We start from the raw sequence: 22,064 nt of genomic DNA on the forward strand, positions 1-22,064 counted from the left end.
ATGGACTTGAAGAAAGAGAAAAACTTCTTCGAAACCCGTGTGATCGAGTATCAGACTGGCGGCGCGCTGAGCTGGGACTAATTAACAGCACAGATCCAATGTGTGGGAGGGGGCTTGCTCCCGATAGCAGTGGCTCAGTTAAAACACCTTTGACTGATACACCGCATTCGGGAGCAAGCCCCCTCCTACATTGGGAATGCGGTGTTCCATCAACTTTGCAAATTGCCTTTTATGCCCAACCAAACCATTAAAACCCCGTGCGTCGGCCTGTGCTCCACCGTTTACGGTGACCTGGTCTGCCGAGGCTGCAAGCGTTATCACCATGAAGTGATCCAGTGGAATGGCTACAACGCCGAGGAAAAGCAGGCGGTATGGCTGCGCCTTGAGCAGTTGCTGGTGCAAGTGATGACCAGCAAGCTGGAAGTGTTCGATCCGCAGCGCCTGCGCCAGCAACTCGAAGACCGCAAGATTCGGTTCATGCCGCATCAGTCGCCGTATTGCTGGGCTTACCAGCTAATTGCCCGGGGTGCGCGGGTGATTTCCAAACTCGACGCTTACGGGTTGGCGTTGTTGCCGGAGTTTCGTGAGCGACACCTGGCGGATTTGCGCGATGCGATCGACCGCGAGTTTTTTCTGCTGTCAGAAGCGCATTACGAGCGGTATATCGCCCCGGGTTTTATCCGCGAGGCATTTGGTCCACCGTTGATCGCTGCCTTTTAAACCCTCAATTGTGGTTAAAATGCCGCCCGCTCAACGACCGACGCTCAACGATGACCCCAGACGCACTTGCCACTCTGCACGCCCACCTGCTTACCGCCCTGGCCAGCGCACCGGCTGAAACCCGACGCCTATTCCATGGCCGTGGCCGCTGCTGGCCTGGCCTGGAACAGTTGACGGTGGACTGGCTGCAAGGGGTTATTCTGGTCGCGCTGTTCAAGGAGCCCGAGCCGGCGCACCTGCAAGCGTTGCAACAGCTGCTGATCGACTTCGACTGGGCTCGATTCGGCGCCCACACCGTCGCGCTGCAACACCGCTGCCTGCCGCAAAGCACCACCGAATGGCTGGTGGGCGAGGCCATCGACGAATTGACCATCACCGAAGGCGGCCTGCGCTACCTGATTGACTTGGGCAAAAAGCAGAACAGTGGGCTATTCCTCGACATGCGCTACGGTCGCAACTGGGTGCGCGAACAAGCCAAGGGCCAGCGTGTGCTCAATCTGTTTGCCTATACCTGCGGTTTCTCAGTGGCAGCCATCGAAGGCGGCGCCGACCACGTGGTTAACCTCGACATGGCCCGTGGCGCCCTGAGCCGCGGCCGTGACAACCATCGCCTGAACGGTCATGACTTGAGCAACGTCACCTTCTTGGGCCACGACTTGTTCAAGTCTTGGGCCAAGGTCACCAACAGCGGTCCCTACGACATGGTGATCATCGACCCGCCGTCCTTTCAGAAAGGCAGCTTCCTGCTGACCAAGGACTACCAGCGAGTACTACGCCGCCTGCCGGATTTGCTCACGGCGCAGGGCACGGTGCTCGCCTGCATGAACGACCCGGCCTTTGGCGAAGACTTCCTGATCGACGGCGTGACCCGCGAGGCTCCAGGCCTGCGATATGTAGAACGCCTGGAAAACCCGCCGGAATTTCCGGATATTGACGCGCAAAGTGGCCTCAAGGCCCTGGTGTTCCGTCAAGGCTGATGCCGAAACGTCCTACGCTTGCTACGCTAAGTGATACGCCGGGCGGTGAACCTTATGACCCCCTTCCCGGTCGATACCTGCATTCCCCGGCCAGACTCGACGGCGTCACGTTGTCGGCTGCCCCGTTTCACCCTTTGGAGAACCGCCCGTGATATCGACCCTGCATGTAGCCAGAATCAAAGCCTGGGGCGCCCACGGCTTCACTGCCACCGGCGTGGTGCTGGCGTTTTTGGCCACTCTGGCGCTGCTGGAGAACTCACCCAAGGCCTGCCTGCTGTGGCTGGGCCTGGCGCTGGTGGTGGACGGCGTCGACGGCTCCCTGGCGCGACGGTTGAATGTCAGCACGGTACTGCCCAGCTTTGACGGCTCGGTACTGGACCTGGTGATCGACTACCTCACCTATGTGTTCATCCCGGCACTGTTCATCTACCGCTACATCGACCTGCCGGAATTCACCCATCTGTTCACGGTGTCGGTGATCCTGGTCTCGTCGCTGTTCTGCTTCTGCAACGTCAACATGAAGAGCAAGGACAACTACTTCGTCGGCTTCCCCGCCGCCTGGAACGTGGTTGCCCTGTGCGTATACATCATCCAGCCGGAGGCCTGGGTCACGCTGCTGACCGTGATCGGCCTGGCCCTGCTGACTGTGACGCCAATGAAGTTCCTGCACCCGTTCCGGGTCAAGCGCTTCATGCCTATCAATATCGCCGTGACCACGATCTGGTTGCTGTGCAGCTTTTTGATGGTGGTGGATTACCCCAATACCAACCCGTGGACGTTCGGGTTGTGGTCGGTGATGTCGGCGTATTTCCTGGGGATTTGCATCTGGCGCACGGCGCTGGAGTGGTTGGGCACCCACAAATAGCCAACCGGACACGGTAAAACATGTGGGAGGGCGCTTGCCCCCGATGACGGTGCATCAGTGACAGATAAGCTGACTGGCACACCGCAATCGGGGACAAGCCCCCTCCCACATTTGGTTCTGCGTCCCTCTGAGAGGTAAGATGGCGGCCCTTCGCACAGCGCTTTGCTGCGCACTGCCAACCATAAGCCCTGCCCAATGCCTTTCGAACTTAGCGTAGACCTCACCACCCTCGCCATTCTCGCCGTCGTGGCCTTTGTCGCCGGTTTCATCGACGCCATCGCCGGTGGCGGCGGCCTGCTGACCACGCCCGCCCTGCTCACCGCAGGCATGCCACCGCACTTGGTATTGGGCACCAACAAGCTCAGTTCCACCTTCGGTTCGGCCACCGCAAGCTTTACCTTCTACCGCCGCAAGCTGTTCCACCCACGCCAGTGGGTTCACGCCATCGTCGGCACGTTGATCGGTGCATTGACCGGCGCGGTCGTCGCCCACTACCTGCCCGCCGAAACCCTGAACAAAATGCTCCCGGTGATCGTCTTCGGTTGCGGCCTGTACCTACTGTTTGGCGGCACGCCCAAGGCAGCGCTGGATAACGACGCGCCGATCAAGAAGAAATGGCAGTCCACCCAAGGCTTCGGCCTGGGTTTCTACGATGGCGTGGCCGGCCCCGGTACCGGCGCGTTCTGGACGGTCAGCACCATGCTGCTGCACCCCATTGACCTGGTGAAGGCCAGCGGCGTTGCGCGCAGCATGAACTTCGTCAGCAACGCGGCAGCGCTGTCGGTGTTTATCTTCAACGGGTCAGTGGACTGGATAGTCGGGCTGGCAATGGGCGTGTCGGTGATGTGTGGCGCATTCTTTGGCGCACGCAGCGCAATCAGCGGCGGCGCCAAATTCATTCGCCCGGTGTTCATCACCGTGGTCCTCGGCCTGACGGTGCGCCTAGCCTGGCAGCACTGGTTCAGCGTGGCCTAAGCGACGGGCCAGGTAGAGGTCGATCAGGTAGCGCGCAATCGAACGTGAAGCGGGCAACGGCGGCAGATCGTGGATGTTGAACCACTGCGCGTCCTCGATCTCGTCAGCCTGGGGCACGATATCGCCACCGGCGTACTCGGCGTGAAAGCCCAGCATCATCGAATGGGGGAACGGCCAGCACTGGCTGCCCATGTACTGAATGTTCTTGACCTCCACCTGCACTTCCTCGCGCACCTCGCGAATCAGGCAGTCCTCGGCCGACTCGCCCGGCTCGGCAAACCCCGCCAGCGTGCTGTACACGCCAGTGACAAAACGCGGTGAACGCGCCAACAGAATCTCGTCGCCGCGGGTCACCAGCACGATCATGCTCGGCGAGATCCGCGGGTAACTGCGCAGGTCGCAGGCCTGGCAGAACATCGCTCGCTCCCGCGGCACCTGGACCATGGCCTGGCCGCAACTGCCGCAAAAACGATGCTCCCGCGCCCAGGTGCCGATCTGGGCGGCGTATCCGAGCACTTTGTACAGGGTGTGATCGCCTTGCAGCATAAAGCCGCGCAGGCCTTGCCAGCCGCAGCCCGGCACGTCAGCGGCGGAGTTCAGTTCCAGCAAGTACACCGGCTCCCCGTCGAGGTGTCCGATGCCGTGCTCGGCGAACACCGACAAGTCCTGGCGCTTGAGCCATTCCCGAGGGAACAGCGGGCCATTGGTGTCATGTAAAAAGCCGTCGCGGCTGCGGGCGACGGCCCAGCCGCCGGGAGTGTCGTTGTCCAGCAACGTTGTGGTAATCCAGCCTTGGGTCATGTCAGTCAATCCACGAATTCGGGTTTCTGCTTACTCATATGGGCCGCGATGGCCACACGCAGGTCGTTGGATTGCAACATAGCCGAGTTCCAGGTGGCAACGTATTCGAGACCATCATTGACCGTATGGTCACGCATATAACTGATCATGGCTTTGGTGCCGGTCACGGCAATCGGCGACTTGGCGGCGATCTGATGCGCGATTTCCAGTACGCCGGCCAGCAGTTGCTCGTGATCGGGATAAACGCGGTTGACCAGGCCAATGCTGCGCGCTTCCTCGGCACCGAATTGGCGACCGGTATAGGCCAGCTCACGCAGCATGCCGTCACCGATGATGCGTGGCAGGCGTTGCAGGGTGCCGACGTCGGCAGCCATGCCGATGTCGATTTCCTTGATGGAAAACTGTGCGTCTTCAGCCGCGTAGCGCATGTCGCAGGCGCTGATCAGGTCGATGGCGCCGCCGATGCAATAGCCGTGGATCGCCGCCAATACCGGCTTGCGGCAGTTGTCGACCGCGTTGAACGAGGCTTGCAGCTCCAGGATTTTGCGGCGCAGCAGCCGCGCGTTGCGGCCCACGTCCTTGCCAAAGGCGTTGGCCACGGAGGCCAACATCATCAGGTCGATACCGGACGAGAAATGCTTGCCGGCGCCGCTGAGCACCACGGCACGCACGGCGTCGGTGTCTTCGACCCATTGGAAAATGTCGATGATCTCGGTCCAGAACACCGCGTTCATCGCGTTGATCTTTTCCGGGCGGTTGATCTGCACATGGGCAACGTTGCCAATGACTTCGACAACGAACGCTTGGTATTCGGACATGGCAGTGATCCCTGACTGGCGAGTGATAAGGCCTGAACTATAACAAGGGTCCACCACGGCGCATCGGCCAAAAGCGGGACTGGCAAAAAACCCTGCCAGGCGCCATCCTTGGCGCTTTAAGCCGCCTTCTGTGCGGCGCTCGACGTTTTAAGGAAATGCCATGCACGCCCAACCCCTTGCCCCCGCCGATTTCGACTTCATCGAAGAAACCCTGCTCAAATACGGCGATGACCATTCGGTGCTGAACCTGGCGGAGCTCGACGGTTACTTCACCGCATTGGTGTCCAGCCCGGCACAGGTTGATGTAGCCGAATGGTTCCCGGCAATCTGGGGTGGTCAGAACCCTGAATGGGACAGCATGGACGACGCCCAGCGCTTCCTGGAGTTGTGCGTACGTCACAGCAACACCCTGGCCGCCCAACTGGCGACCGACGCACAAGGCTTCAAAGCACGCTTCGACGACACCGAACATCAAGGCCAAACCGTAACCCTCGCGGAAGAATGGTGCTTTGGCTATATCCGAGGCGCAGCCATCGGCAACTGGCCGCAACTGCCTGCCGAACAGGCCGCGCAGTTGGAGAAAATCTCCTGGTGCGCCGAGCAGGACAACTTCGAGTTGCCGGCCGACCTGGATGTGCAGGGTCACCAGCAACGCGTCAGCGAGATCGAACCGGCCGCGCGGGCCCTGCATGATTACTGGTTGAGCCGGCGCTAAACCTCGACAAGCACTGCACCTTTGGCCGATTATTCGGGTCCGCCCGTCGGCCACTCCGTCCCACCTTGCCTTGATCAGGAGCCTTGTACCTTGAGTTCGCAGAAAACCGTGACCGTTACACCGCCCAACTTCCCCCTGAACGGCAAGGTCGCACCGCCCGGCTCCAAGTCCATTACCAACCGCGCCCTGCTGCTGGCCGCCCTGGCCAAGGGCACCAGCCGCCTCAGTGGCGCGCTGAAAAGCGACGACACCCGCCACATGTCGGTGGCCCTGCGCCAAATGGGCGTCACCATCGATGAGCCGGATGACACCACCTTTGTCGTCACAGGCAGCGGCAAGCTTCAATTGCCTGCGCAACCGCTGTTCCTGGGCAATGCCGGCACGGCGATGCGCTTTCTCACCGCCGCCGTCGCCACCGTCGAAGGCGCCGTGGTGCTGGACGGCGACCACTATATGCAGAAGCGCCCGATCGGCCCGCTGCTGACCACCCTCAGCGAGAACGGCATCCAGGTCAACAGCCCGACCGGTTGCCCGCCGGTGACCGTGCACGGCGTGGGCAAGGTCCAGGCCAAGCGTTTTGAGATCGACGGCGGTTTGTCCAGCCAATACGTCTCAGCCCTGTTGATGCTGGCCGCGTGCGGTGAAGCTCCGATTGAGGTGGCGTTGACCGGCAAGGACATCGGCGCCCGTGGCTACGTGGACCTGACCCTGGACTGCATGCGTGCCTTCGGGGCGCAGGTTGATGAGGTCAACGACACCACCTGGCGTGTAGCCCCCACTGGCTACACCGCCCATGACTACTTGATCGAACCCGACGCGTCCGCTGCCACGTACCTGTGGGCTGCTGAAGTGTTGACCGGTGGCCGTATCGACATCGGCGTGGCCGCGCAGGACTTCACCCAACCGGACGCCAAGGCCCAGGCCGTGATCGCCCAGTTCCCGAACATGCAGGCCACCGTAGTGGGCTCGCAGATGCAGGATGCGATCCCGACGCTGGCCGTGCTGGCCGCGTTCAACAACACCCCGGTGCGCTTCACAGAGCTGGCCAACCTTCGGGTCAAGGAATGTGATCGCGTGCAGGCACTGCATGACGGCCTCAATGAAATCCGTCCGGGCCTGGCGACCATCGAAGGCGATGACCTGCTGGTGGCCGCTGATCCTGGACTGGCCGGTACATCCTGCAACGCGCTCATCGACACCCACGCCGACCACCGCATCGCCATGTGCTTTGCCCTGGCTGGTTTGAAAGTGTCGGGTATCCGCATCCAGGATCCGGACTGCGTGGCCAAGACCTATCCTGAGTACTGGAAGGCCCTGGGCAGTCTTGGGGTCGCACTGAGCTACTGAGTCAGCGGCGCCGAAATGGGGAGGGAATGCACATGACAATTCGCCAACCCTGCCCACCCGGCGCCTGTGTCTGCGACCGCGAGCAATTGCTTGAAGCCCCCGGCGCCGACCTGCGCATCCTCAACCTCACGCGCCAGGAAGAAAAACGACTGCTCGACCGCCTCGAAGACCTCAAGAGCCTGCAAGACCTGGAGCGCATGCAACAGCTGATGTACCAGCAATTGGGCATTCGCGTGCATATCGCGCCGGGACACACCGAGGTCAAAAGCATGCGCGGGATCCAGATCGTTATCGACGAACTACCGGGCATGTGCCGCAAGACTCGGCAATCGATCCCGGCGGCGATTCGCCGAGGCCTTGAGAAACGCCCGGAAATCGCCTACCGCCTGCTGGATGCCCACGACCTGTTTCGCGAGGGTTGACTCAACCGGCGACCGTCTCGGCTTCGAACATCCCCTGCCCGATGGCCTTTGCCGTTTTCAGATGCGCCTCGGCTGCGCCGCCTTCCGAGTCCAGCAACAATTCGGACGTCACCACCTTCGCCCCACAGTAATCAAAGATGCCGTAGTCGATCTGCGTGCGCATCGCCGTGGCATAGCCGTGGCGGTCAAACGCGCCGGCATCCGCAGCGCCGAGGGCCAACAGGTGCACCTGCAAATGCCGCAGTTTTTTCACCACTGGGGTATCCGGGCCATAGTCGATCGCCCAGCCATTGACGAACACCCGATCGACCCACCCCTTGAGCAGCCCCGGCAGCGACCACCAGTAGATAGGGAAAGCGAGCACCAAGGCGTCGGCGCGGTCGAGGCGCGCCTGTTCAGCGAGCACATCAGCCGGTGGCGTGGCGTGGTTACGGTGTACGCGGTGGTCGGCGGCGGTGTAGCGCGGGTCGAAACCTTCGGCGGCGAGGTCGGCGATTTCGTAGGTGTGGCCGGACGCGCTGAGGCCTGCAGCGACTTGCGTGGCGATGCTGTGGGTGAGGGATTGTGGGTCGTGATGAGCAACAACGATCAGTGAGTGCATGACATTGACTCTCTTTCGGTTTAGGCTGGGCTTAGTTACTTTTGGTAAGTTAATTCAAATAAGTTACTTTTGGTATATAAGCATGTCAAGCAATGAATCCCCTGCCCCACGTCGTCGTTTGTCCCGTGAGGATCGCCTGCATCAATTGTTGGAAGTGGCCTGGCAACTGGTGCGCGAGGAAGGCACCGACGCCCTGACCCTGGGCCGCCTGGCGGAACTGGCGGGCGTGACCAAGCCGGTGGTCTACGACCATTTCGTCACCCGTGCGGGGTTGTTGGCCGCGCTGTATGAAGACTTCGACGGGCGTCAGAACCAAGCCTTTGCCGATGCCATCGAAGCCAGCAGTGAAACCCTACAAGACCGCGCTTGGGTCATCGCCGCGTCCTACGTGGACTGCGTGTTATTGCAGGGCCGGGAAATTCCGGGCGTGACCGCCGCGTTGAGCGGTTCACCGGAACTGGAAGCGCTGAAGCGCAAATACGAGGCCATTTTTCTCGACAAATGCCGTGACGCCTTGGCGCCCTTCGCCCCCAACGGCACGCTGTCACAAGCCGGCCTGCGGGCCATGCTGGGCGCGGCGGAAGCCTTGTCCCACGCAGCGGCCGACGGCGAAATCAGCCGAGAAGAAGCCCAGCACGAATTGTTGGCGATCCTATTGGCGATGGTTAACCGCGCGCCTGTTTTGTCGCCTGACCCACTGCAATCGCTGCCTCGCTAAAGCTCGGGAGCGCCTACAGGGGATCGGTGGTTGGCGCTCTGTTTCAGCCCCGCTCCTGCACGAACAACCGGACTTTGCGCGTCAATTGGTCAAGATGCCGATCCCGCTGCTTCTCCGCGTCGACCATCGCCCGCTTGCCGTGTTTTTGCAGCAGGTAGGTATGGATCTGCCGCACTTCGAGGGAGCTATAGATCGCGGCTACGTCCAGCACGCCCATCAAGCCATTCGTGCCGTAGTCGCGGGTGTTCATCAGCACCTGGGTGCCACGTGCGGCGCGTACTTGAAAGCCCAGGGCTTCGAACGCAGGCACCTTTTCCACGGCACACGCCAATTCGGCATGGGGATAGCGCGCCAGCACGTCTTGCATCATCCCACGTGCCACGCCCTGGCGGCGCAAACCGGCTTTTACAGCCATGAAGGCAATGCCACAGGCTTCGGGATCATCCTTCACCGGCAGGCAGAGCAAAAAACCGATGACGGTCTCCGAGTCCTCGGCGTCGGTAGCCACGATCAGTTCGACGTCAATGCCCTTCTCCCCATTCAGCGCCTGCAGGTAAAGGTGCACTTCAAAGCCAACCGCATACTGGTAGATGTTGTAGAGCAGGTTGCTCGGCGGCAACGCGACGCTGCTGATGTCAGTGAGGTTGTCTACCACCATCTGCAGGATCTGGCCATTGATGGGCTCGGGGCATGGTGTGGTGTAGCGGGTAAGGCTGAACATGCAAATTCCTGGGGGTTCACGTCTAGGCAGCGGGGATTGTACCTGTTGCGCACGGTCTATTGCCCGCAGACCTCACGCAGGCACCCGCGCAGCCAGCGGTGCGCCAAGTCCGCGTCCAGCCGTGGGTGCCAGAGCATCGCCACAGTAAAGGTCGGCAACGTCAGCGGCAGGGCAAAGCAAAACAGGTCGCGACGGTGGGCGGTGTAGCGTTCCGGCACACTGGCGATCAGGTCGGTGTCGCGGGCCAGGGAGATGGCAGTGGAAAAACCCGCGACGATGCTGGTGATCTGCCGCGTGAAGCCCAAGGTTTCAAGCGCATCGTCGATCTGACCGCGCGCCTGCCCACGCCGCGAGACATAGACGTGTTGGCCCTCGGCATAACGCGCGACGCTGATTTCACCGCGACTCAGGGGATGGCCGTTACGCACTACGCCAATCAAGCGGTCGCGGAACAACGCCTGGGTCAGCACTTCAGGGCTGGCAGTGGGATCGACCACGCCGGTTTCCAGATCGACACTGCCGTCGCGCAGCAGCGTGCTGTCCTTGTCGTTTTTATTGATGAAACGCAGGCGCACGCCGGGCGCCTCTCGGGCGATGCGTGCCAGCAGCGCCGGGCCAAAGTTTTCGACGAACTCTTCGCTAGTGCGCAAGGTGAAGGTACGCGCCACCACCGCCATGTCCACAGACTGCGCAGGCCGCAGCACCGCGTGGGCAGCCTGAACCAAATCACTGACCTGTTCACGCAGCTCCACCGCCCGTGGCGTGGGCACCAAGCCGCGACCGGCACGCACCAGCAAGGGGTCGCCGGTGGTTTCACGCAGGCGGGCCAAGGCGCGACTCATGGCCGAGGGGCTCAAACCCAGGCGCTTGGCCGCGCCGGCGACGCTGCCTTCGGCGAGCAGCACATCCAGGGTGATCAGCAAATTCAGATCAGGCATAAGAGGTTCTCATCAGGCGTTTGGTGCAGGTATTCACTGCAACTCCTGCGTCTTCCGCCATGTTAGGCGACGCCGTAGATTTGTGACAGTTGCCTTCATTCAAGGAATTGCCCATGTCTACGTCCCCGCGCGGCAGCCTCATCAGCCTGTCGCTGTCCATGCTGTTGGCCTCACTCGGCACCAGCATCGCCAATGTGGGCCTGCCCAGCCTGACGCAGGCGTTCGACGCATCCTTCCACGCCGTGCAGTGGGTGGTGCTGGCGTATCTGCTGGCGATCACGGCGGTGATCCTCAGCGCCGGCCGCCTGGGTGATCGCCTGGGGCGACGTCGGTTGCTAATAGGCGGCTTGCTGCTGTTCAGCCTGGCCTGCGGGCTGTGCGGCGGCGCGTCCTCGCTCAACGCGCTGATTGCCGCGCGCAGCCTGCAAGGCCTTGGTGCAGCGATCATGATGGCCATGGCCTTGGGCATGGTCGGCGATACCGTGCCCCAGGGCCGCACCGGCCGGGTCATGGGTTTGCTGGGCACCATGTCGGCGGTCGGAACCGCCATGGGCCCCAGCGTCGGAGGCGTGTTGCTGAGCCTGTGGGGCTGGCGTGCATTGTTTCTGGTGGGCGTGCCGCTGGGCCTGCTGGCCGTCGCCCTTGCCTGGCGTTTTCTGCCGGTGGATCAGCGACACACGCCGGCATCCAGCGACCTGGGTATCTGGGCGTTGTTAAAGGATTCGTCATTGCGCACGGGCCTGGTGATGAGCGCGCTGGTAGCGGCGGTGATCATGGCCACCTTCGTTGTCGGGCCGTTTTACCTGTCCCGTGGTTTGGGGCTCGACCCAGCCTCAATGGGCCTCGCCATGGCGGTCGGGCCCTGTGTCGCAGCAATCACCGGCATACCGGCGGGCCGCCTGACCGACCGCCTGGGCAGCCAACGCATGACCTGCAGCGGGCTCGGCATTCTGCTGTGCGGCGCCCTGCTGCTGACGTTGGCTTCGGAGTTGTTCACCTACCTGGGCGCGCTGATTGTTTTGACGGCGGGCTACAGCCTCTTCCAGGCGGCGAACAATACCGCCGTGATGCGCAATGTCGCTGCGATTCGGCGCGGCACGGTCTCGGGTCTATTGAACCTGTCGCGCAACCTCGGCCTGATTGTCGGTGCTTGGGCACTCAGCGCCGTATTCGCCTGGACTGCACCCGATATAACCCACGCCACCCCACAATCACTGGCGAATGGCCTGCACGCAACCTTCGCCGTCGCGTGCGGCCTGATCCTCCTGGCCGCAGTGATGGCATCGGGCCGCAACCGCGCCGTGAACGGCCTTCATAACCCCCACTGAGGCAAAAAAACAAAAAAGGCGTTGCGCCAGATGGGGTTACATCGCGCATCATGGGCACTTTCAAGCTCAAGGGTAACGTCCATGCGCGTTCTGTCATTGATGATGGGTCTTACGACGCTGGCCGCCAGTACGGTGTTCTGCGCCAGCGCGATGGCGAATGAAGAAAGTCAGCTGGTGCAACAGATCAACGAGTACCGCAGCCAGGTGCAGCGCTGCGGTGACCAGGGTTCCCAGGAACTGCCGCCACTGGCGAGCGACACACGGCTGGTGCTGCCGGCCACTAACGTCGGCGACCTTCAGCAGGCGCTGGCCCGGGCCGCGTATCCGATGGTGAACGTGCAGGCCATCAGCCTGTCCGGTCCCAAGGATGCTCAGTCCGCGATGAAGGCGGTGCGCGAGAGCTTCTGCCGGGTGGTGCTGGATCCGCAATTTATCGACATCGGCGTGAGCAACAGCGGTCAGGACTGGCGCATCGTGCTGGCCCGGCCCTTACTGTCCAGCGGACTGGGGGATTGGCAGACTGAAGGCCGGAAACTGCTGGACTTGATCAACGCCGCCCGTACACAACCTCGCCAATGCGGCACCCAGGCATTTACCGCGACCACCCCGTTGTCGTGGAACGACACCCTGGCCAGCGCCGCCAACAGCCACACGCGCAACATGGCCAACGGCAATTTCTTCGACCATCTGGACCACGACGGCCGCACGCCCGGCGACCGCGCCGAGCTGGCCGGTTACATCGCCAAAAACATCGGCGAAAACATCGCCGCCGGTCTGGACACCCCGCGCAAGGTGGTCGATGGCTGGCTCGCCAGCCCCGGTCATTGTGCCAACCTGATGAACCCGCAATTTCGAGAACTGGGCGCGGCCTACGCCATGGACCCGAAGAGTGATGCGGGCATTTACTGGACCGGTTTGTTCGGCACGCAATGAAGGTTGGGCAAGCGCCCAACCTCGGCGGATCCAAACGACTCAAATGAGTAAAGCATCAAAACGCCATCTATCGGATAATTGCGCTGAACTGGCAGCGTTCAACCGGGTCTGTAGCTTTGCGCCACCCACTGAAAGGCGCGCTGAAGACTCTCGATAACAAGGTGTTCCCCCAATGATGAATTGGCTGCAAAGCAGCAGCGACATGGCTGAACGGGTAATTCAGCATGATTGGGCCAACACGCCTCTCGGTCCGCTGGAGCAATGGCCGGACGTTCTGAAGACCACCGTCGCGCTGTGTTTCGCGTCGAGCTTTCCCCAGGCCATTGTCTGGGGGCCCCAGTTGATCACGATCTACAACGACGCCTTTATTCCGATACTGGGCAATAAGCCCTATGCCTTGGGAAGACCGTTCAGTGACATATGGCGCGAGGTGTGGGCTGACGTCAGCCATATCGCCGACGCGGCGTTCCAGGGGCATGCCACCTATATCGAAAACTTTCCCCTCGTGGTTGAACGCGGCCAGGCGCGGGAACAGGCCTACTTCACTTTCTGCTATAGCCCGATCCGTGATCCCCAAGGCCACGTGGTCGGCTTGCTCGACACCGTGACCGAAACCACTGCCACGGTGTTTCTCGCCAGACGCCTGGAAGTGCTGGATGCCATTGGCAACGCCGTGGTCAATGCGGCCGATGCCGAAGCCATCATGACCCGCACTACCCAGTTGCTCGCCGAACACCTGCAAGTGAGCAATTGCGCCTACGCCGACATGGACGCCGATGAAGACGGCTTTACCATTCGCGACAACTGGACCGCGCCCGGCTCGCCGAGCATTGTCGGTCGCTACAGCCTGGCAGCGTTCGGCGAGGCGGCCGTCAACTGCCTGCGGGCTGGCGAGCCTCTGGTGATCTGCGACAACCTGCGCGAGCTGCCACCCGAAGAGTCTGCGGCCTTCCAGTCCCTGGGGGTGACTGCGACTATCTGCATGCCTCTGATCAAGAACGGACGCCTGACTGCATTGATGGCCGTCCACGACAAATCCCCACGCCCATGGTCACCCTACGACCAGGCCTTGTTGAGGGAAGTCACCGAGCGCTCCTGGGCCCATATCGAACGCGTGCGCGCCGATGCCGAGGTCCGTGAAGGTCTGGCAGCGTATGCCGAGCTGAACACCTACCTGGAACAGCGGGTGGAGGAACGCACACAGGCGCTGGCCCAAGCCGAAGCCGCGTTGCACCAATCCCAGAAACTCGAAGCCATCGGGCAGTTGACCGGCGGCGTCGCCCATGACTTCAACAACCTGCTCACGATCATTCGCTCCTCGGTGGATTTTTTGCGGCAGCCAGGCCTGTCGGAAGAGCGCCGCCAGCGCTACATGAGCGCCGTTTCGGATACCGTGGAGCGGGCCAGCAAGCTGACCAGCCAGTTGCTCGCCTTTGCCCGTCGACAACCGCTCAACCCGGAGGTCTTCGACGTAGGCCAGCGGGTACAGAACATTGGCGAGATGCTGGAAAGCGTCACCGGCGCACGCATTCAGGTGCAGGTCGAGATGCCGTCACAGGCCTGTTTCGCCCGCATCGACGCGAGCCAGTTTGAAACCGCGCTGATCAACATCGCCCTCAATGCCCGGGACGCCATGGGCGGCCAGGGTACGCTGAGCCTACGGGTGGTCGGGCGCAAGCCGCTGCCACGTATCCGTGGCGATGCGGGGTCACGCCAACCGTATATCGCCATCTCCATGGCTGATACCGGGCCGGGTATTGCCGCCGACACCGTGGAGCGGATTTTCGAGCCGTTCTTTACCACCAAGGCCGTCGGCAAAGGCACCGGCCTGGGTCTGTCGCAGGTCTTCGGGTTCGCCAAGCAGTCGGGGGGCAATATCGATGTGTCCAGCACGCCCGGCCAAGGCAGCGTATTTACCCTGTATCTGCCCCAGGTCGAAGCACAGGATGTGCCGCCCCAAAGACCTCAGGGAACGCTCGCCATGCCCCACGACACAACCCAGTGTCGGGTGCTGATCGTGGAAGACAACTTGGAGGTCGGGCGGTTTGCCCGCCAAATCCTTGAAGACTTGGGCTATCAGACCGCCTGGGCGACCGATGCCGAACAAGCCCTGAGCTTGGCCGGCCAGGATGGAATGGCCTTTGACGTCATCTTCTCCGACGTCGTGATGCCCGGTATCACCGGCGTCGCCATGGCCAAGCTGCTACGCCAGCGTCGTGCCGACCTGCCGGTGGTGTTGACCTCGGGTTACAGCGAGGAGCTGGCAGAAAGCGGCTATGAAGGCTTCGAGTTTCTGCCCAAGCCTTACTCGGCCGAACAACTTTCGCAGGTATTGATCAAGGCAACACTCAAGGACTGAGCGTCGCCCTACTCCGCCACGGCCACTTGGTTGCGGCCCAGCGCCTTGGCCCGGTACAGCGCCTTGTCGGCGGTGTTCATCAGGCCATGCAAGTCCCCATCCAACGCATGGGCCGAGGCAACACCCAAGCTGGCTGAAAGCCCCGTGACCGGTTCGGCCGGCAATCCGGAAATCGCCTTGATCAACTGCTCGGCAATACCCCGAGCGGTTTCCAGCGAGGTATTGGGCAGCAATACCGCAAACTCCTCACCGCCCAGACGGCCATACACATCAGACTTGCGAAACGACGCACTGATCACCCCTCCAATCTGGCGCAACACTTGGTCGCCGGCCTGGTGTCCGTAGGTGTCGTTGATGTGCTTGAAGTGGTCCATGTCCAGCATCAGCGCGCACAGCGGCTGTTGGTTGTGTCGGCATTGTGCGTACAGCGAATGGGCATGTTCGAAGAATGCACGACGGTTCATCAGCCCGGTCAGCTCATCGGTCTGTGCGGCACGGGTTGAAATGTTGTGGGCTCTTTCCATTTGCCGAGTCAGGCGAAACGCCTTTTCTAGCGCATCGGACAATTTACGCGTGGCGCTGGCGACAAAGGTGGTGAACACCAGCACCGCGATGGCAACACCCACCTGCATGGGAGCCGGCTGGAACAGCAGCCAGAAGGTGCACGGCAGCAATACCAGGCCGATAGACGCCAGCGTCATGTAGCGATAGGCCGAGTAACACGACACCGCGCTGACCGACATGCCCACGGTGAACAACATCACCAGCACTTGGGACAGCCGATCATCCGCTGGCATCACCGCTAACGCACCGGCGCCCCAGATGCCGGCAGAGAGCACGAGAGTGACCCAGTAGCGGCGCTCCCAGCGAGCCGGCGTGCGCTCGCTGTTGGGGCAGCGAAACCAGTCCATGAACATCTTCACTCGCAGCAGCGACGACGCTGTGAGCAACAGCATCCAGACCAGCATAACGTCGTGGTCGAAGCGATCCCAACACAGCCAGCAGAGCATGGTAGCCGCCAGGTAACTGCCCAAAATGGCGGCAAATGACTGCCGGAACAGCTGGTGCAGACGGTCAGTCCGCACCTGCTCTTCTATAACGCAATCCTGGTCCTGCTCACGCCCAAGGCCATTCATGAAATTCGCCTGATTCGACTGCCATGACAAAGGCGCCATTGTGGCACCCTGCCAGCACCGCGGACAACTGAATCCCGCGCGGCAGAGCGGTTAACCCCCTTCAGGTCGCAGAATCAACACCCCCAGCGGCGGCAAATTCAGCGACAGCGACACCGGTTGCCCATGGCGCGGTTCATCCTGGGTAAAGACTTCGCCGCCATTACCGAAGTTGGAACCGGCATACATGTCCGCATCACTGTTGATCACCTCACTCCAGCGCCCGGCAAACGGCACACCAACGGAATAGGACTCGCGCGGCACCGGTGTGAAGTTAGCCACCACCAGCACGGGCTTGCCGTCTTTGCTCCAGCGCAGCCACGCGTAGACACTGTTGATCGCGTCATCGCCGATCAGCCATTGGAAACCTTGCGGCGCATCGTCCTGCTCGTGCAGGGCCGGCTCTTCGCGGTACAGACGGTTCAAGTCGCCGACTAGCTTCTGCACGCCTTTGTGCTCGGCGTACTGCAACAAGTACCAGTCCAGTTGCTGGTCGTGGTTCCACTCGCGCCACTGGCCGAATTCGCAGCCCATGAACAACAGCTTCTTGCCGGGATGCATCCACATGAACGCCAGGTAGGCACGCAGGTTGGCAAATTTCTGCCAGCGGTCGCCGGGCATCTTGTCGATCAACGAGTGCTTGCCGTGCACCACCTCATCGTGGGAAATCGGCAGGATAAAACGCTCGGACCAGGCATACACCAAGCCAAAGCTCAGCTCGTTGTGGTGATGGGCGCGATACACCGGGTCTTGCTGGATGTAATGCAGCGAATCGTGCATCCAGCCCATGTTCCACTTGTAGTTGAAGCCCAGGCCACCCTGTTGGGTCGGCTGGCTCACACCGGGCCAGGCGGTGGATTCCTCGGCGATCACCAACGCGCCGGGAGCTTCCAAGGCCACTACGTCGTTCAGGTGACGCAGGAAGTCGATGGCTTCCAGGTTCTCCCGACCGCCGTGGCGGTTGGGCACCCATTCACCAGCCTTGCGCGAGTAATCGCGGTACAGCATCGACGCCACCGCATCCACACGCAGCCCGTCGATATGGAAGTGTTTAAGCCAATGCAGGGCCGACGCCAGCATAAAGCCGTGAACTTCGGTGCGGCCCAAGTTGTAGATCAGCGTGTCCCAATCCTGGTGGAAACCTTCCAGCGGGTTGGCGTATTCGTACAGCGCCGTGCCGTCAAACTGTGCCAGCCCGTGGGTATCGGTGGGGAAATGCGCCGGTACCCAGTCAAGGATCACGCCGATATCGGCCTGGTGCAGCGCATTGACGAAATAGGCGAAATCTTCCGGCGAGCCAAAGCGCGCACTCGGGGCGAACTGCGACAACGCTTGATAGCCCCAGGAGCCACCAAACGGGTGCTCCATGATCGGCATCAGTTCGATATGGGTGAAACCCAGTTGCTGCACGTACGGGATCAGCCGTTCCGTCAGTTCACGCCAGCCGTATTGGCGGGCGACTTCGCCGGCCTCATCCAGCTCGCATTGCCAGGAACCCACGTGCAACTCATAGATCGACAGCGGTGCGGTGGATTTCTGCTTTTCGCTGCGCGACTGCATCCACTCATGGTCCTGCCAATCCACCTGCAACGGCGGAGCGACTTTCGACGCAGTGTCCGGCGGCAGTTGAGTGGCCAATGCCATGGGGTCAGCCTTGAGCGGCAAAATCCCATTGGCACCCAGGATCTCGTACTTGTAGGCCGCACCCGGTTGCAGACGCGGGATAAACAGCTCCCATACGCCCGAAGGATGGCGCAGGCGCATCGGATGGCGGCGACCGTCCCAGATATTGAAATCGCCCACCACCGACACCCGCCGCGCATTCGGCGCCCACACGGCAAAGCGCACGCCCTGCACGCCATCGACGCTGGTCACCTGTGCACCCAGGCAGCTGCTGAGGTCGCGATGGTTGCCTTCGGCAAACAGGTACAGGTCCATTTCGCCCAGCAACAACTGGCTGAAACTGTAGGGGTCTTCGGTAATTTGCTCACCGCCGGCCCACTGGATCTTCAGCAGGTAGGCCTGGCGCGTGGTGAAGTGCCCGACAAACAAGCCCGGCACCTGGGTCGCGTCCAGGCTGCCGATCGGCTCGCCACTGTCCTGCGCCAACACCTGGACGCTCAGAGCTTCCGGCAGGAATGCGCGGATAAATTGCCCACCCTGCTCGTCATCATGTGGCCCGAGGATCGAGAACGGGTCATGGTGCTCGGCGCGCACCAGCGCTTCGACGTCCTTGGACGCCGGCATGGCAGTCAACTTGGGCTGCAGCGGTTCTTTATGCGTGTAATTCATGACGTCTCCCCACCGCGTGCAGTTTTAGATAGAGGTGCTAGCCCGCTGAGCAACCCGTGCAGCCCTTGCAGGGGCACCGGTAGCCAGGTCGGGCGATTCTCCGCTTCGTAAGCCACTTCGTACGCGGCCTTCTCCAGGCTGAACAAGGTCAGCGCGGCGTCCTGGCCTTTGGCATCCTGCCAGTCATGCGCCAGTGTAGACGTAGCGGTCTGATAAGCCTGGATAAATGCCTCGCGTGCTTCATTCAGATAGCGATCGGTCACGCGCCTGCGGGCCAGATCGGCTTGCGGCGAATGATCCACACCTTGCACATTCAAGGCCATGGCCGCCGCGTAATCAAACGAGCGCAGTACGCCGCTCACATCTTTATACGGGCTGTGCTTGCCACGCCGCTCATGCAATGGCCTGGCTGGCTCGCCTTCAAAGTCGATCAGATAAGCATCGCCCTTCACCACCAGTACCTGGCCCAGGTGCAAATCACCGTGAACCCGAATACGCAGCCCGCCCAACGTGGCTTTCGCCAACGCCTGGACATGGGCGCCGATGGCTTTTTTCTGCGCCAGCAAGTCACTGACCAGTGCCTGATCCGCCGGGTTCAATGTGTGTTGATGCAACTTGAGCAATTGCAGCGCGCGGTCAAGCTGTGCGCCCACGTCCTTGGCCCAGGCCTGAGTGTCCTTGGCCGTAGTGACCTCGGGTTTGAAGTCCTTGTTGTCAGTCTTCGCGCCTAGCACCAGGTGCATTTCCCCCAAGCGCTGGCCGAGCAACCCGGCAAAGTCCGCCAGTTCACCCAAGGCGTTGTAGTGCTGTTCCTGCTCGGAGATGGCCTGCGCCAGTTCATCGCGAATCGCGCGTTCCAGGTTGTTCTGAGTCCAGCTCCAAGCGTCGCCCTGATTGCTCAAGTAACCCTGGGCAATCATCAGCAGGTTGTCCTGGCCGTCGGCGTCGCGACGAATCATCGAGCCCAGCAGCGGCGAGATATTCGGGTAATCGGCGGCGGTGAGGTAGGCGCTCATTTCCAGCTCCGGGTGTACGCCGGCGCTGACTTTGCGGATCAACTTGAGCACCAGGCTCTCGCCTACCACCACCGAACTGTTGGACTGCTCGGCGGACAAGTAGCGTACTTGGGCGTCGTCCGTCAGTTGCAGCGGGGCCAGGTGCGGCGTGGCTTCAAAGCGTAAATCGCCTTCGCTGGAAGTGAGCACCGTACCCGCCTGCAGACCCTGGATCACCGCGCGGATGAAGTGCTCCAGGCTGAAGGCATCGGTGACCAGCCCCACCTGCCGCGTACGCCGCACACGAGCCAGGGCCAATTGTTGCGGCAAGGCACTGGTGAACTGATCTTCACCCAGGAAGCCAAAGGGCAGTTGATAGCGACTGACTTGGCCGCCGCTGGTGACATCAATTTCACTGAGCAACACCGGATGCTCCGGGTCGCCAAACCGCACGCCGTAAGCGATGTTCACGCTGTCGATGGCGGTGTCCTTACCGGCGAACCAGCGCCGCTTGGGCAGCCAGGCCGGCAACGAGGTCTGCTCCAGGGTGGTGCGACAAGGTTCTTCGAGCAATTCTTCCATGCGTTTTTTCAGTACCAGAGTGGTGAAGTCAGGGATGCTCTGCGCCGGTTCCACATGCCAACTGGGCATCTGGTTTTCCGCCGCCAGTACAAACCAATAGAAGCCGTAGGGCGCCAGCGTCAGCAGGAAATTCAACTGGCCAATGGGCGGGAAAGCGTTTCCGCCAAGCATCTCCACCGGGACCATTCCCGCGAAGGCAGAGAGGTCCAATTCCGCCGCCTGGGCGCTGCGGGACACGTTGGCCACACACAGGATAATTTCCGTACGGCCGTCTTCCCCGGTGTATTCACGGGTATAGGCCAGGATGCGGCGATTGCTCGGCGAGAGCATTTTCAAACTGCCCCGCCCAAACGCCTTGGATTGCTTGCGCACCGCCAACATGCGCCGATTCCAGTTGAGCAGTGAGTGCGGGTCTTGAGTCTGGGTTTCGACATTGACCGACTGGTAGCCGTACAGCGGGTCCATGATCGGCGGCAGCACCAGGCTGGCCGGATCGGCGCGGGAGAAGCCGCCGTTACGGTCGATGGACCACTGCATCGGCGTGCGCACACCGTCGCGGTCGCCGAGGTAGATGTTATCGCCCATGCCGATTTCATCGCCGTAATACAACGTCGGCGTACCGGGCATCGACAGCAGCAGGCTGTTAAGCAATTCCACGCGACGGCGATCCCGCTCCAGCAACGGTGCCAGACGGCGACGAATCCCCAGGTTGATGCGCGCGCGCCGATCTGCGGCGTAGTAATTCCACAGGTAATCGCGCTCTTTGTCGGTGACCATTTCAAGGGTCAACTCATCATGGTTGCGCAGGAAGATTGCCCATTGGCAGTTGGCGGGAATCTCCGGGGTCTGGCGCAAAATATCGGTGATGGGGAAGCGATCTTCCTGGGCCAGGGCCATGTACATGCGCGGCATCAGCGGGAAGTGGAACGCCATGTGGCATTCATCGCCGTCGTCGCCCTTTTTGTCACCGAAATACAGCTGAGTGTCTTCCGGCCATTGGTTGGCTTCGGCGAGCAACATGCGGTCCGGGTAGTTGGCGTCGATTTCGGCGCGGATCTGCTTGAGCACATCGTGGGTTTCGGGAAGGTTCTCGTTGTTGGTGCCGTCGCGCTCGATCAAGTACGGGATGGCGTCCAGGCGCAGGCCGTCAATGCCCATGTCCAGCCAGTAACGCATCACCGACAGCACGGCCTTCATCACTTGCGGGTTGTCGAAATTGAGGTCGGGCTGGTGAGAATAGAAACGGTGCCAGAAGTACTGGCCGGCGACCGGGTCCCAAGTCCAGTTGGACTTCTCGGTGTCGAGGAAAATGATGCGCGTGCCATCGTACTTCTGGTCGTCATCGGACCACACATAGAAGTCCCGCGCCGCCGAACCAGGCTTGGCCTTGCGGGCACGCTGGAACCACGGGTGCTGGTCGGAGGTGTGGTTGATCACCAGCTCAGTAATCACCCGCAATCCACGCTTATGGGCCTCGGCGATAAAGCGCTTGGCGTCCGCCAGGGTGCCGTAGTCGCTGTGTACGCCACGGTATTCGGCGATGTCGTAGCCGTCATCGCGGCGAGGCGAGGGATAAAACGGCAATAACCAAATGGTATTCACGCCGAGGTCGGCGATGTAATCGAGCTTGGCGATCAGCCCGGGGAAGTCACCGATGCCGTCGTTGTTGGAGTCAAAAAAGGATTTGACGTGAACCTGGTAGATCACCGCGTCCTTGTACCAGAGCGGGTCTTTGATAAAGGTGGCAGGGTTAGGTTTCTTCGCCATTGGAAACTCCTGAATGAC

Annotated in this window: 20 protein-coding genes; 12 read left to right on the forward strand and 8 right to left on the reverse strand. The window is 61.4% G+C overall.

Annotated elements, in window-relative coordinates; genetic code table 11:
* The 5 genes from AOA61_RS32395 to AOA61_RS23945 all read left to right on the forward strand — a co-directional run.
* Positions 1-81, forward strand: an 81-nt coding sequence (locus tag AOA61_RS32395; RefSeq protein ID WP_223820096.1) for a hypothetical protein, incomplete at its 5' end; no start/stop codon positions are given.
* Positions 82-231: 150 nt separating this feature from the next.
* A complete protein-coding gene (locus AOA61_RS23930; protein WP_032886826.1) occupies positions 232-720 on the forward strand; it encodes a DUF1289 domain-containing protein in 489 nt (162 codons plus the stop codon).
* A gap of 50 nt (positions 721-770) precedes the next feature.
* On the forward strand, positions 771-1,697 hold the full coding sequence (locus tag AOA61_RS23935; protein WP_099602862.1) for a class I SAM-dependent methyltransferase: 927 nt from the start codon (positions 771-773) through the stop codon (positions 1,695-1,697).
* Between the two features lie 148 nt (positions 1,698-1,845).
* Positions 1,846-2,562, forward strand: coding sequence for a phosphatidylcholine synthase (gene pcsA, locus AOA61_RS23940; protein WP_032886829.1), 717 nt, complete (start codon positions 1,846-1,848; stop codon positions 2,560-2,562).
* A gap of 195 nt (positions 2,563-2,757) precedes the next feature.
* Positions 2,758-3,537 carry a TSUP family transporter gene (locus tag AOA61_RS23945; RefSeq protein ID WP_032886830.1) on the forward strand — a complete coding sequence of 260 codons (780 nt, stop codon included), beginning with the start codon at positions 2,758-2,760 and terminating at the stop codon, positions 3,535-3,537.
* On the opposite strand, the gene nudC is transcribed toward AOA61_RS23945, so the two are convergent.
* Positions 3,505-4,338, reverse strand: coding sequence for an NAD(+) diphosphatase (gene nudC / locus AOA61_RS23950; protein WP_032886832.1), 834 nt, complete (start codon positions 4,336-4,338; stop codon positions 3,505-3,507). The genes AOA61_RS23945 and nudC overlap by 33 nt on opposite strands.
* 5 nt (positions 4,339-4,343) lie before the next feature.
* Positions 4,344-5,156, reverse strand: a complete 813-nt coding sequence (locus AOA61_RS23955) for a crotonase/enoyl-CoA hydratase family protein (RefSeq protein WP_099602863.1) — start codon at positions 5,154-5,156, stop codon at positions 4,344-4,346.
* A gap of 160 nt (positions 5,157-5,316) precedes the next feature.
* Here AOA61_RS23955 and AOA61_RS23960 point away from each other — a divergent pair, with 160 nt between their 5' ends.
* The 3 genes from AOA61_RS23960 to AOA61_RS23970 all read left to right on the forward strand — a co-directional run bounded on the left by AOA61_RS23960 (position 5,317) and on the right by AOA61_RS23970 (position 7,640).
* Complete coding sequence (locus AOA61_RS23960; RefSeq protein WP_099602864.1) at positions 5,317-5,871, forward strand: UPF0149 family protein; 555 nt, start codon at positions 5,317-5,319, stop codon at positions 5,869-5,871.
* 90 nt (positions 5,872-5,961) lie between these two features.
* On the forward strand, positions 5,962-7,218 hold the full coding sequence (locus AOA61_RS23965; RefSeq protein ID WP_099602865.1) for a 3-phosphoshikimate 1-carboxyvinyltransferase: 1,257 nt from the start codon (positions 5,962-5,964) through the stop codon (positions 7,216-7,218).
* A gap of 32 nt (positions 7,219-7,250) precedes the next feature.
* The gene (locus AOA61_RS23970) at positions 7,251-7,640 is read left to right on the forward strand and encodes a hypothetical protein (RefSeq protein ID WP_032886837.1); all 390 of its coding nucleotides are present in this window, start codon (positions 7,251-7,253) and stop codon (positions 7,638-7,640) included.
* Position 7,641: 1 nt separating this feature from the next.
* Here the strand turns inward: AOA61_RS23970 and AOA61_RS23975 are convergent, their stop codons facing one another.
* Positions 7,642-8,241, reverse strand: coding sequence for an NAD(P)H-dependent oxidoreductase (locus tag AOA61_RS23975; RefSeq protein WP_099602866.1), 600 nt, complete (start codon positions 8,239-8,241; stop codon positions 7,642-7,644).
* Between the two features lie 82 nt (positions 8,242-8,323).
* Here AOA61_RS23975 and AOA61_RS23980 point away from each other — a divergent pair, with 82 nt between their 5' ends.
* Positions 8,324-8,959, forward strand: coding sequence for a TetR/AcrR family transcriptional regulator (locus AOA61_RS23980; RefSeq protein WP_099602867.1), 636 nt, complete (start codon positions 8,324-8,326; stop codon positions 8,957-8,959).
* A gap of 43 nt (positions 8,960-9,002) precedes the next feature.
* Here the strand turns inward: AOA61_RS23980 and AOA61_RS23985 are convergent, their stop codons facing one another.
* Both AOA61_RS23985 and AOA61_RS23990 read right to left on the reverse strand, forming a co-directional pair.
* Positions 9,003-9,680 carry a GNAT family N-acetyltransferase gene (locus AOA61_RS23985; protein WP_099602868.1) on the reverse strand — a complete coding sequence of 226 codons (678 nt, stop codon included), beginning with the start codon at positions 9,678-9,680 and terminating at the stop codon, positions 9,003-9,005.
* Positions 9,681-9,736: 56 nt separating this feature from the next.
* Positions 9,737-10,618, reverse strand: coding sequence for a LysR family transcriptional regulator (locus AOA61_RS23990; protein ID WP_095185856.1), 882 nt, complete (start codon positions 10,616-10,618; stop codon positions 9,737-9,739).
* Positions 10,619-10,731: 113 nt separating this feature from the next.
* Here AOA61_RS23990 and AOA61_RS23995 point away from each other — a divergent pair, with 113 nt between their 5' ends.
* The 3 genes from AOA61_RS23995 (at position 10,732) to AOA61_RS24005 (ending at position 15,238) form a co-directional block, all read left to right on the forward strand.
* Complete coding sequence (locus AOA61_RS23995; protein ID WP_099602869.1) at positions 10,732-11,946, forward strand: MFS transporter; 1,215 nt, start codon at positions 10,732-10,734, stop codon at positions 11,944-11,946.
* 81 nt (positions 11,947-12,027) lie between these two features.
* Positions 12,028-12,879, forward strand: coding sequence for a CAP domain-containing protein (locus tag AOA61_RS24000; RefSeq protein WP_032886845.1), 852 nt, complete (start codon positions 12,028-12,030; stop codon positions 12,877-12,879).
* A 172-nt stretch (positions 12,880-13,051) separates the two neighbouring features.
* Positions 13,052-15,238, forward strand: coding sequence for a GAF domain-containing protein (locus tag AOA61_RS24005; RefSeq protein ID WP_099602870.1), 2,187 nt, complete (start codon positions 13,052-13,054; stop codon positions 15,236-15,238).
* Positions 15,239-15,246: 8 nt separating this feature from the next.
* Here the strand turns inward: AOA61_RS24005 and AOA61_RS24010 are convergent, their stop codons facing one another.
* From AOA61_RS24010 to treS, 3 genes are read right to left on the reverse strand one after another with little or no spacing between them, the layout of a single operon-like run.
* Positions 15,247-16,413 (reverse strand): diguanylate cyclase, encoded by a 1,167-nt coding sequence (locus tag AOA61_RS24010; protein WP_032886848.1) that lies wholly within the window; start codon positions 16,411-16,413, stop codon positions 15,247-15,249.
* A 51-nt stretch (positions 16,414-16,464) separates the two neighbouring features.
* A complete protein-coding gene (gene glgB / locus AOA61_RS24015; RefSeq protein ID WP_095185859.1) occupies positions 16,465-18,702 on the reverse strand; it encodes a 1,4-alpha-glucan branching protein GlgB in 2,238 nt (745 codons plus the stop codon).
* Positions 18,699-22,046 carry a maltose alpha-D-glucosyltransferase gene (treS, locus tag AOA61_RS24020; protein WP_032886850.1) on the reverse strand — a complete coding sequence of 1,116 codons (3,348 nt, stop codon included), beginning with the start codon at positions 22,044-22,046 and terminating at the stop codon, positions 18,699-18,701. The genes glgB and treS overlap by 4 nt, the downstream gene beginning before the upstream one ends.
* Positions 22,047-22,064: the final 18 nt, after the last annotated feature.

It is taken from the genome of Pseudomonas sp. 2995-1, from assembly GCF_002742505.1.
In the GTDB taxonomy this organism is placed as follows: domain Bacteria; phylum Pseudomonadota; class Gammaproteobacteria; order Pseudomonadales; family Pseudomonadaceae; genus Aquipseudomonas; species Aquipseudomonas sivasensis.

Bases quoted from the DNA above. Each gene is read 5' to 3' on its own strand.
- AOA61_RS23930 (WP_032886826.1), top strand. From the start codon at position 232: ATGCCCAACCAAACCATTAAAACCCCGTGCGTCGGCCTGTGCTCCACC.
- AOA61_RS23975 (WP_099602866.1), bottom strand. From the start codon at position 8,241: ATGCACTCACTGATCGTTGTTGCTCATCACGACCCACAATCCCTCACC.
- AOA61_RS23995 (WP_099602869.1), top strand. From the start codon at position 10,732: ATGTCTACGTCCCCGCGCGGCAGCCTCATCAGCCTGTCGCTGTCCATG.
- AOA61_RS24010 (WP_032886848.1), bottom strand. From the start codon at position 16,413: ATGGCGCCTTTGTCATGGCAGTCGAATCAGGCGAATTTCATGAATGGC.
- glgB (WP_095185859.1), bottom strand. From the start codon at position 18,702: ATGAATTACACGCATAAAGAACCGCTGCAGCCCAAGTTGACTGCCATG.
- AOA61_RS23945 (WP_032886830.1), top strand. From the start codon at position 2,758: ATGCCTTTCGAACTTAGCGTAGACCTCACCACCCTCGCCATTCTCGCC.
- AOA61_RS24005 (WP_099602870.1), top strand. From the start codon at position 13,052: ATGATGAATTGGCTGCAAAGCAGCAGCGACATGGCTGAACGGGTAATT.
- AOA61_RS23935 (WP_099602862.1), top strand. From the start codon at position 771: ATGACCCCAGACGCACTTGCCACTCTGCACGCCCACCTGCTTACCGCC.
- treS (WP_032886850.1), bottom strand. From the start codon at position 22,046: ATGGCGAAGAAACCTAACCCTGCCACCTTTATCAAAGACCCGCTCTGG.
- AOA61_RS23955 (WP_099602863.1), bottom strand. From the start codon at position 5,156: ATGTCCGAATACCAAGCGTTCGTTGTCGAAGTCATTGGCAACGTTGCC.
- AOA61_RS23990 (WP_095185856.1), bottom strand. From the start codon at position 10,618: ATGCCTGATCTGAATTTGCTGATCACCCTGGATGTGCTGCTCGCCGAA.
- nudC (WP_032886832.1), bottom strand. From the start codon at position 4,338: ATGACCCAAGGCTGGATTACCACAACGTTGCTGGACAACGACACTCCC.
- AOA61_RS24000 (WP_032886845.1), top strand. From the start codon at position 12,028: ATGCGCGTTCTGTCATTGATGATGGGTCTTACGACGCTGGCCGCCAGT.
- AOA61_RS23960 (WP_099602864.1), top strand. From the start codon at position 5,317: ATGCACGCCCAACCCCTTGCCCCCGCCGATTTCGACTTCATCGAAGAA.
- AOA61_RS23980 (WP_099602867.1), top strand. From the start codon at position 8,324: ATGTCAAGCAATGAATCCCCTGCCCCACGTCGTCGTTTGTCCCGTGAG.
- AOA61_RS23970 (WP_032886837.1), top strand. From the start codon at position 7,251: ATGACAATTCGCCAACCCTGCCCACCCGGCGCCTGTGTCTGCGACCGC.
- AOA61_RS23985 (WP_099602868.1), bottom strand. From the start codon at position 9,680: ATGTTCAGCCTTACCCGCTACACCACACCATGCCCCGAGCCCATCAAT.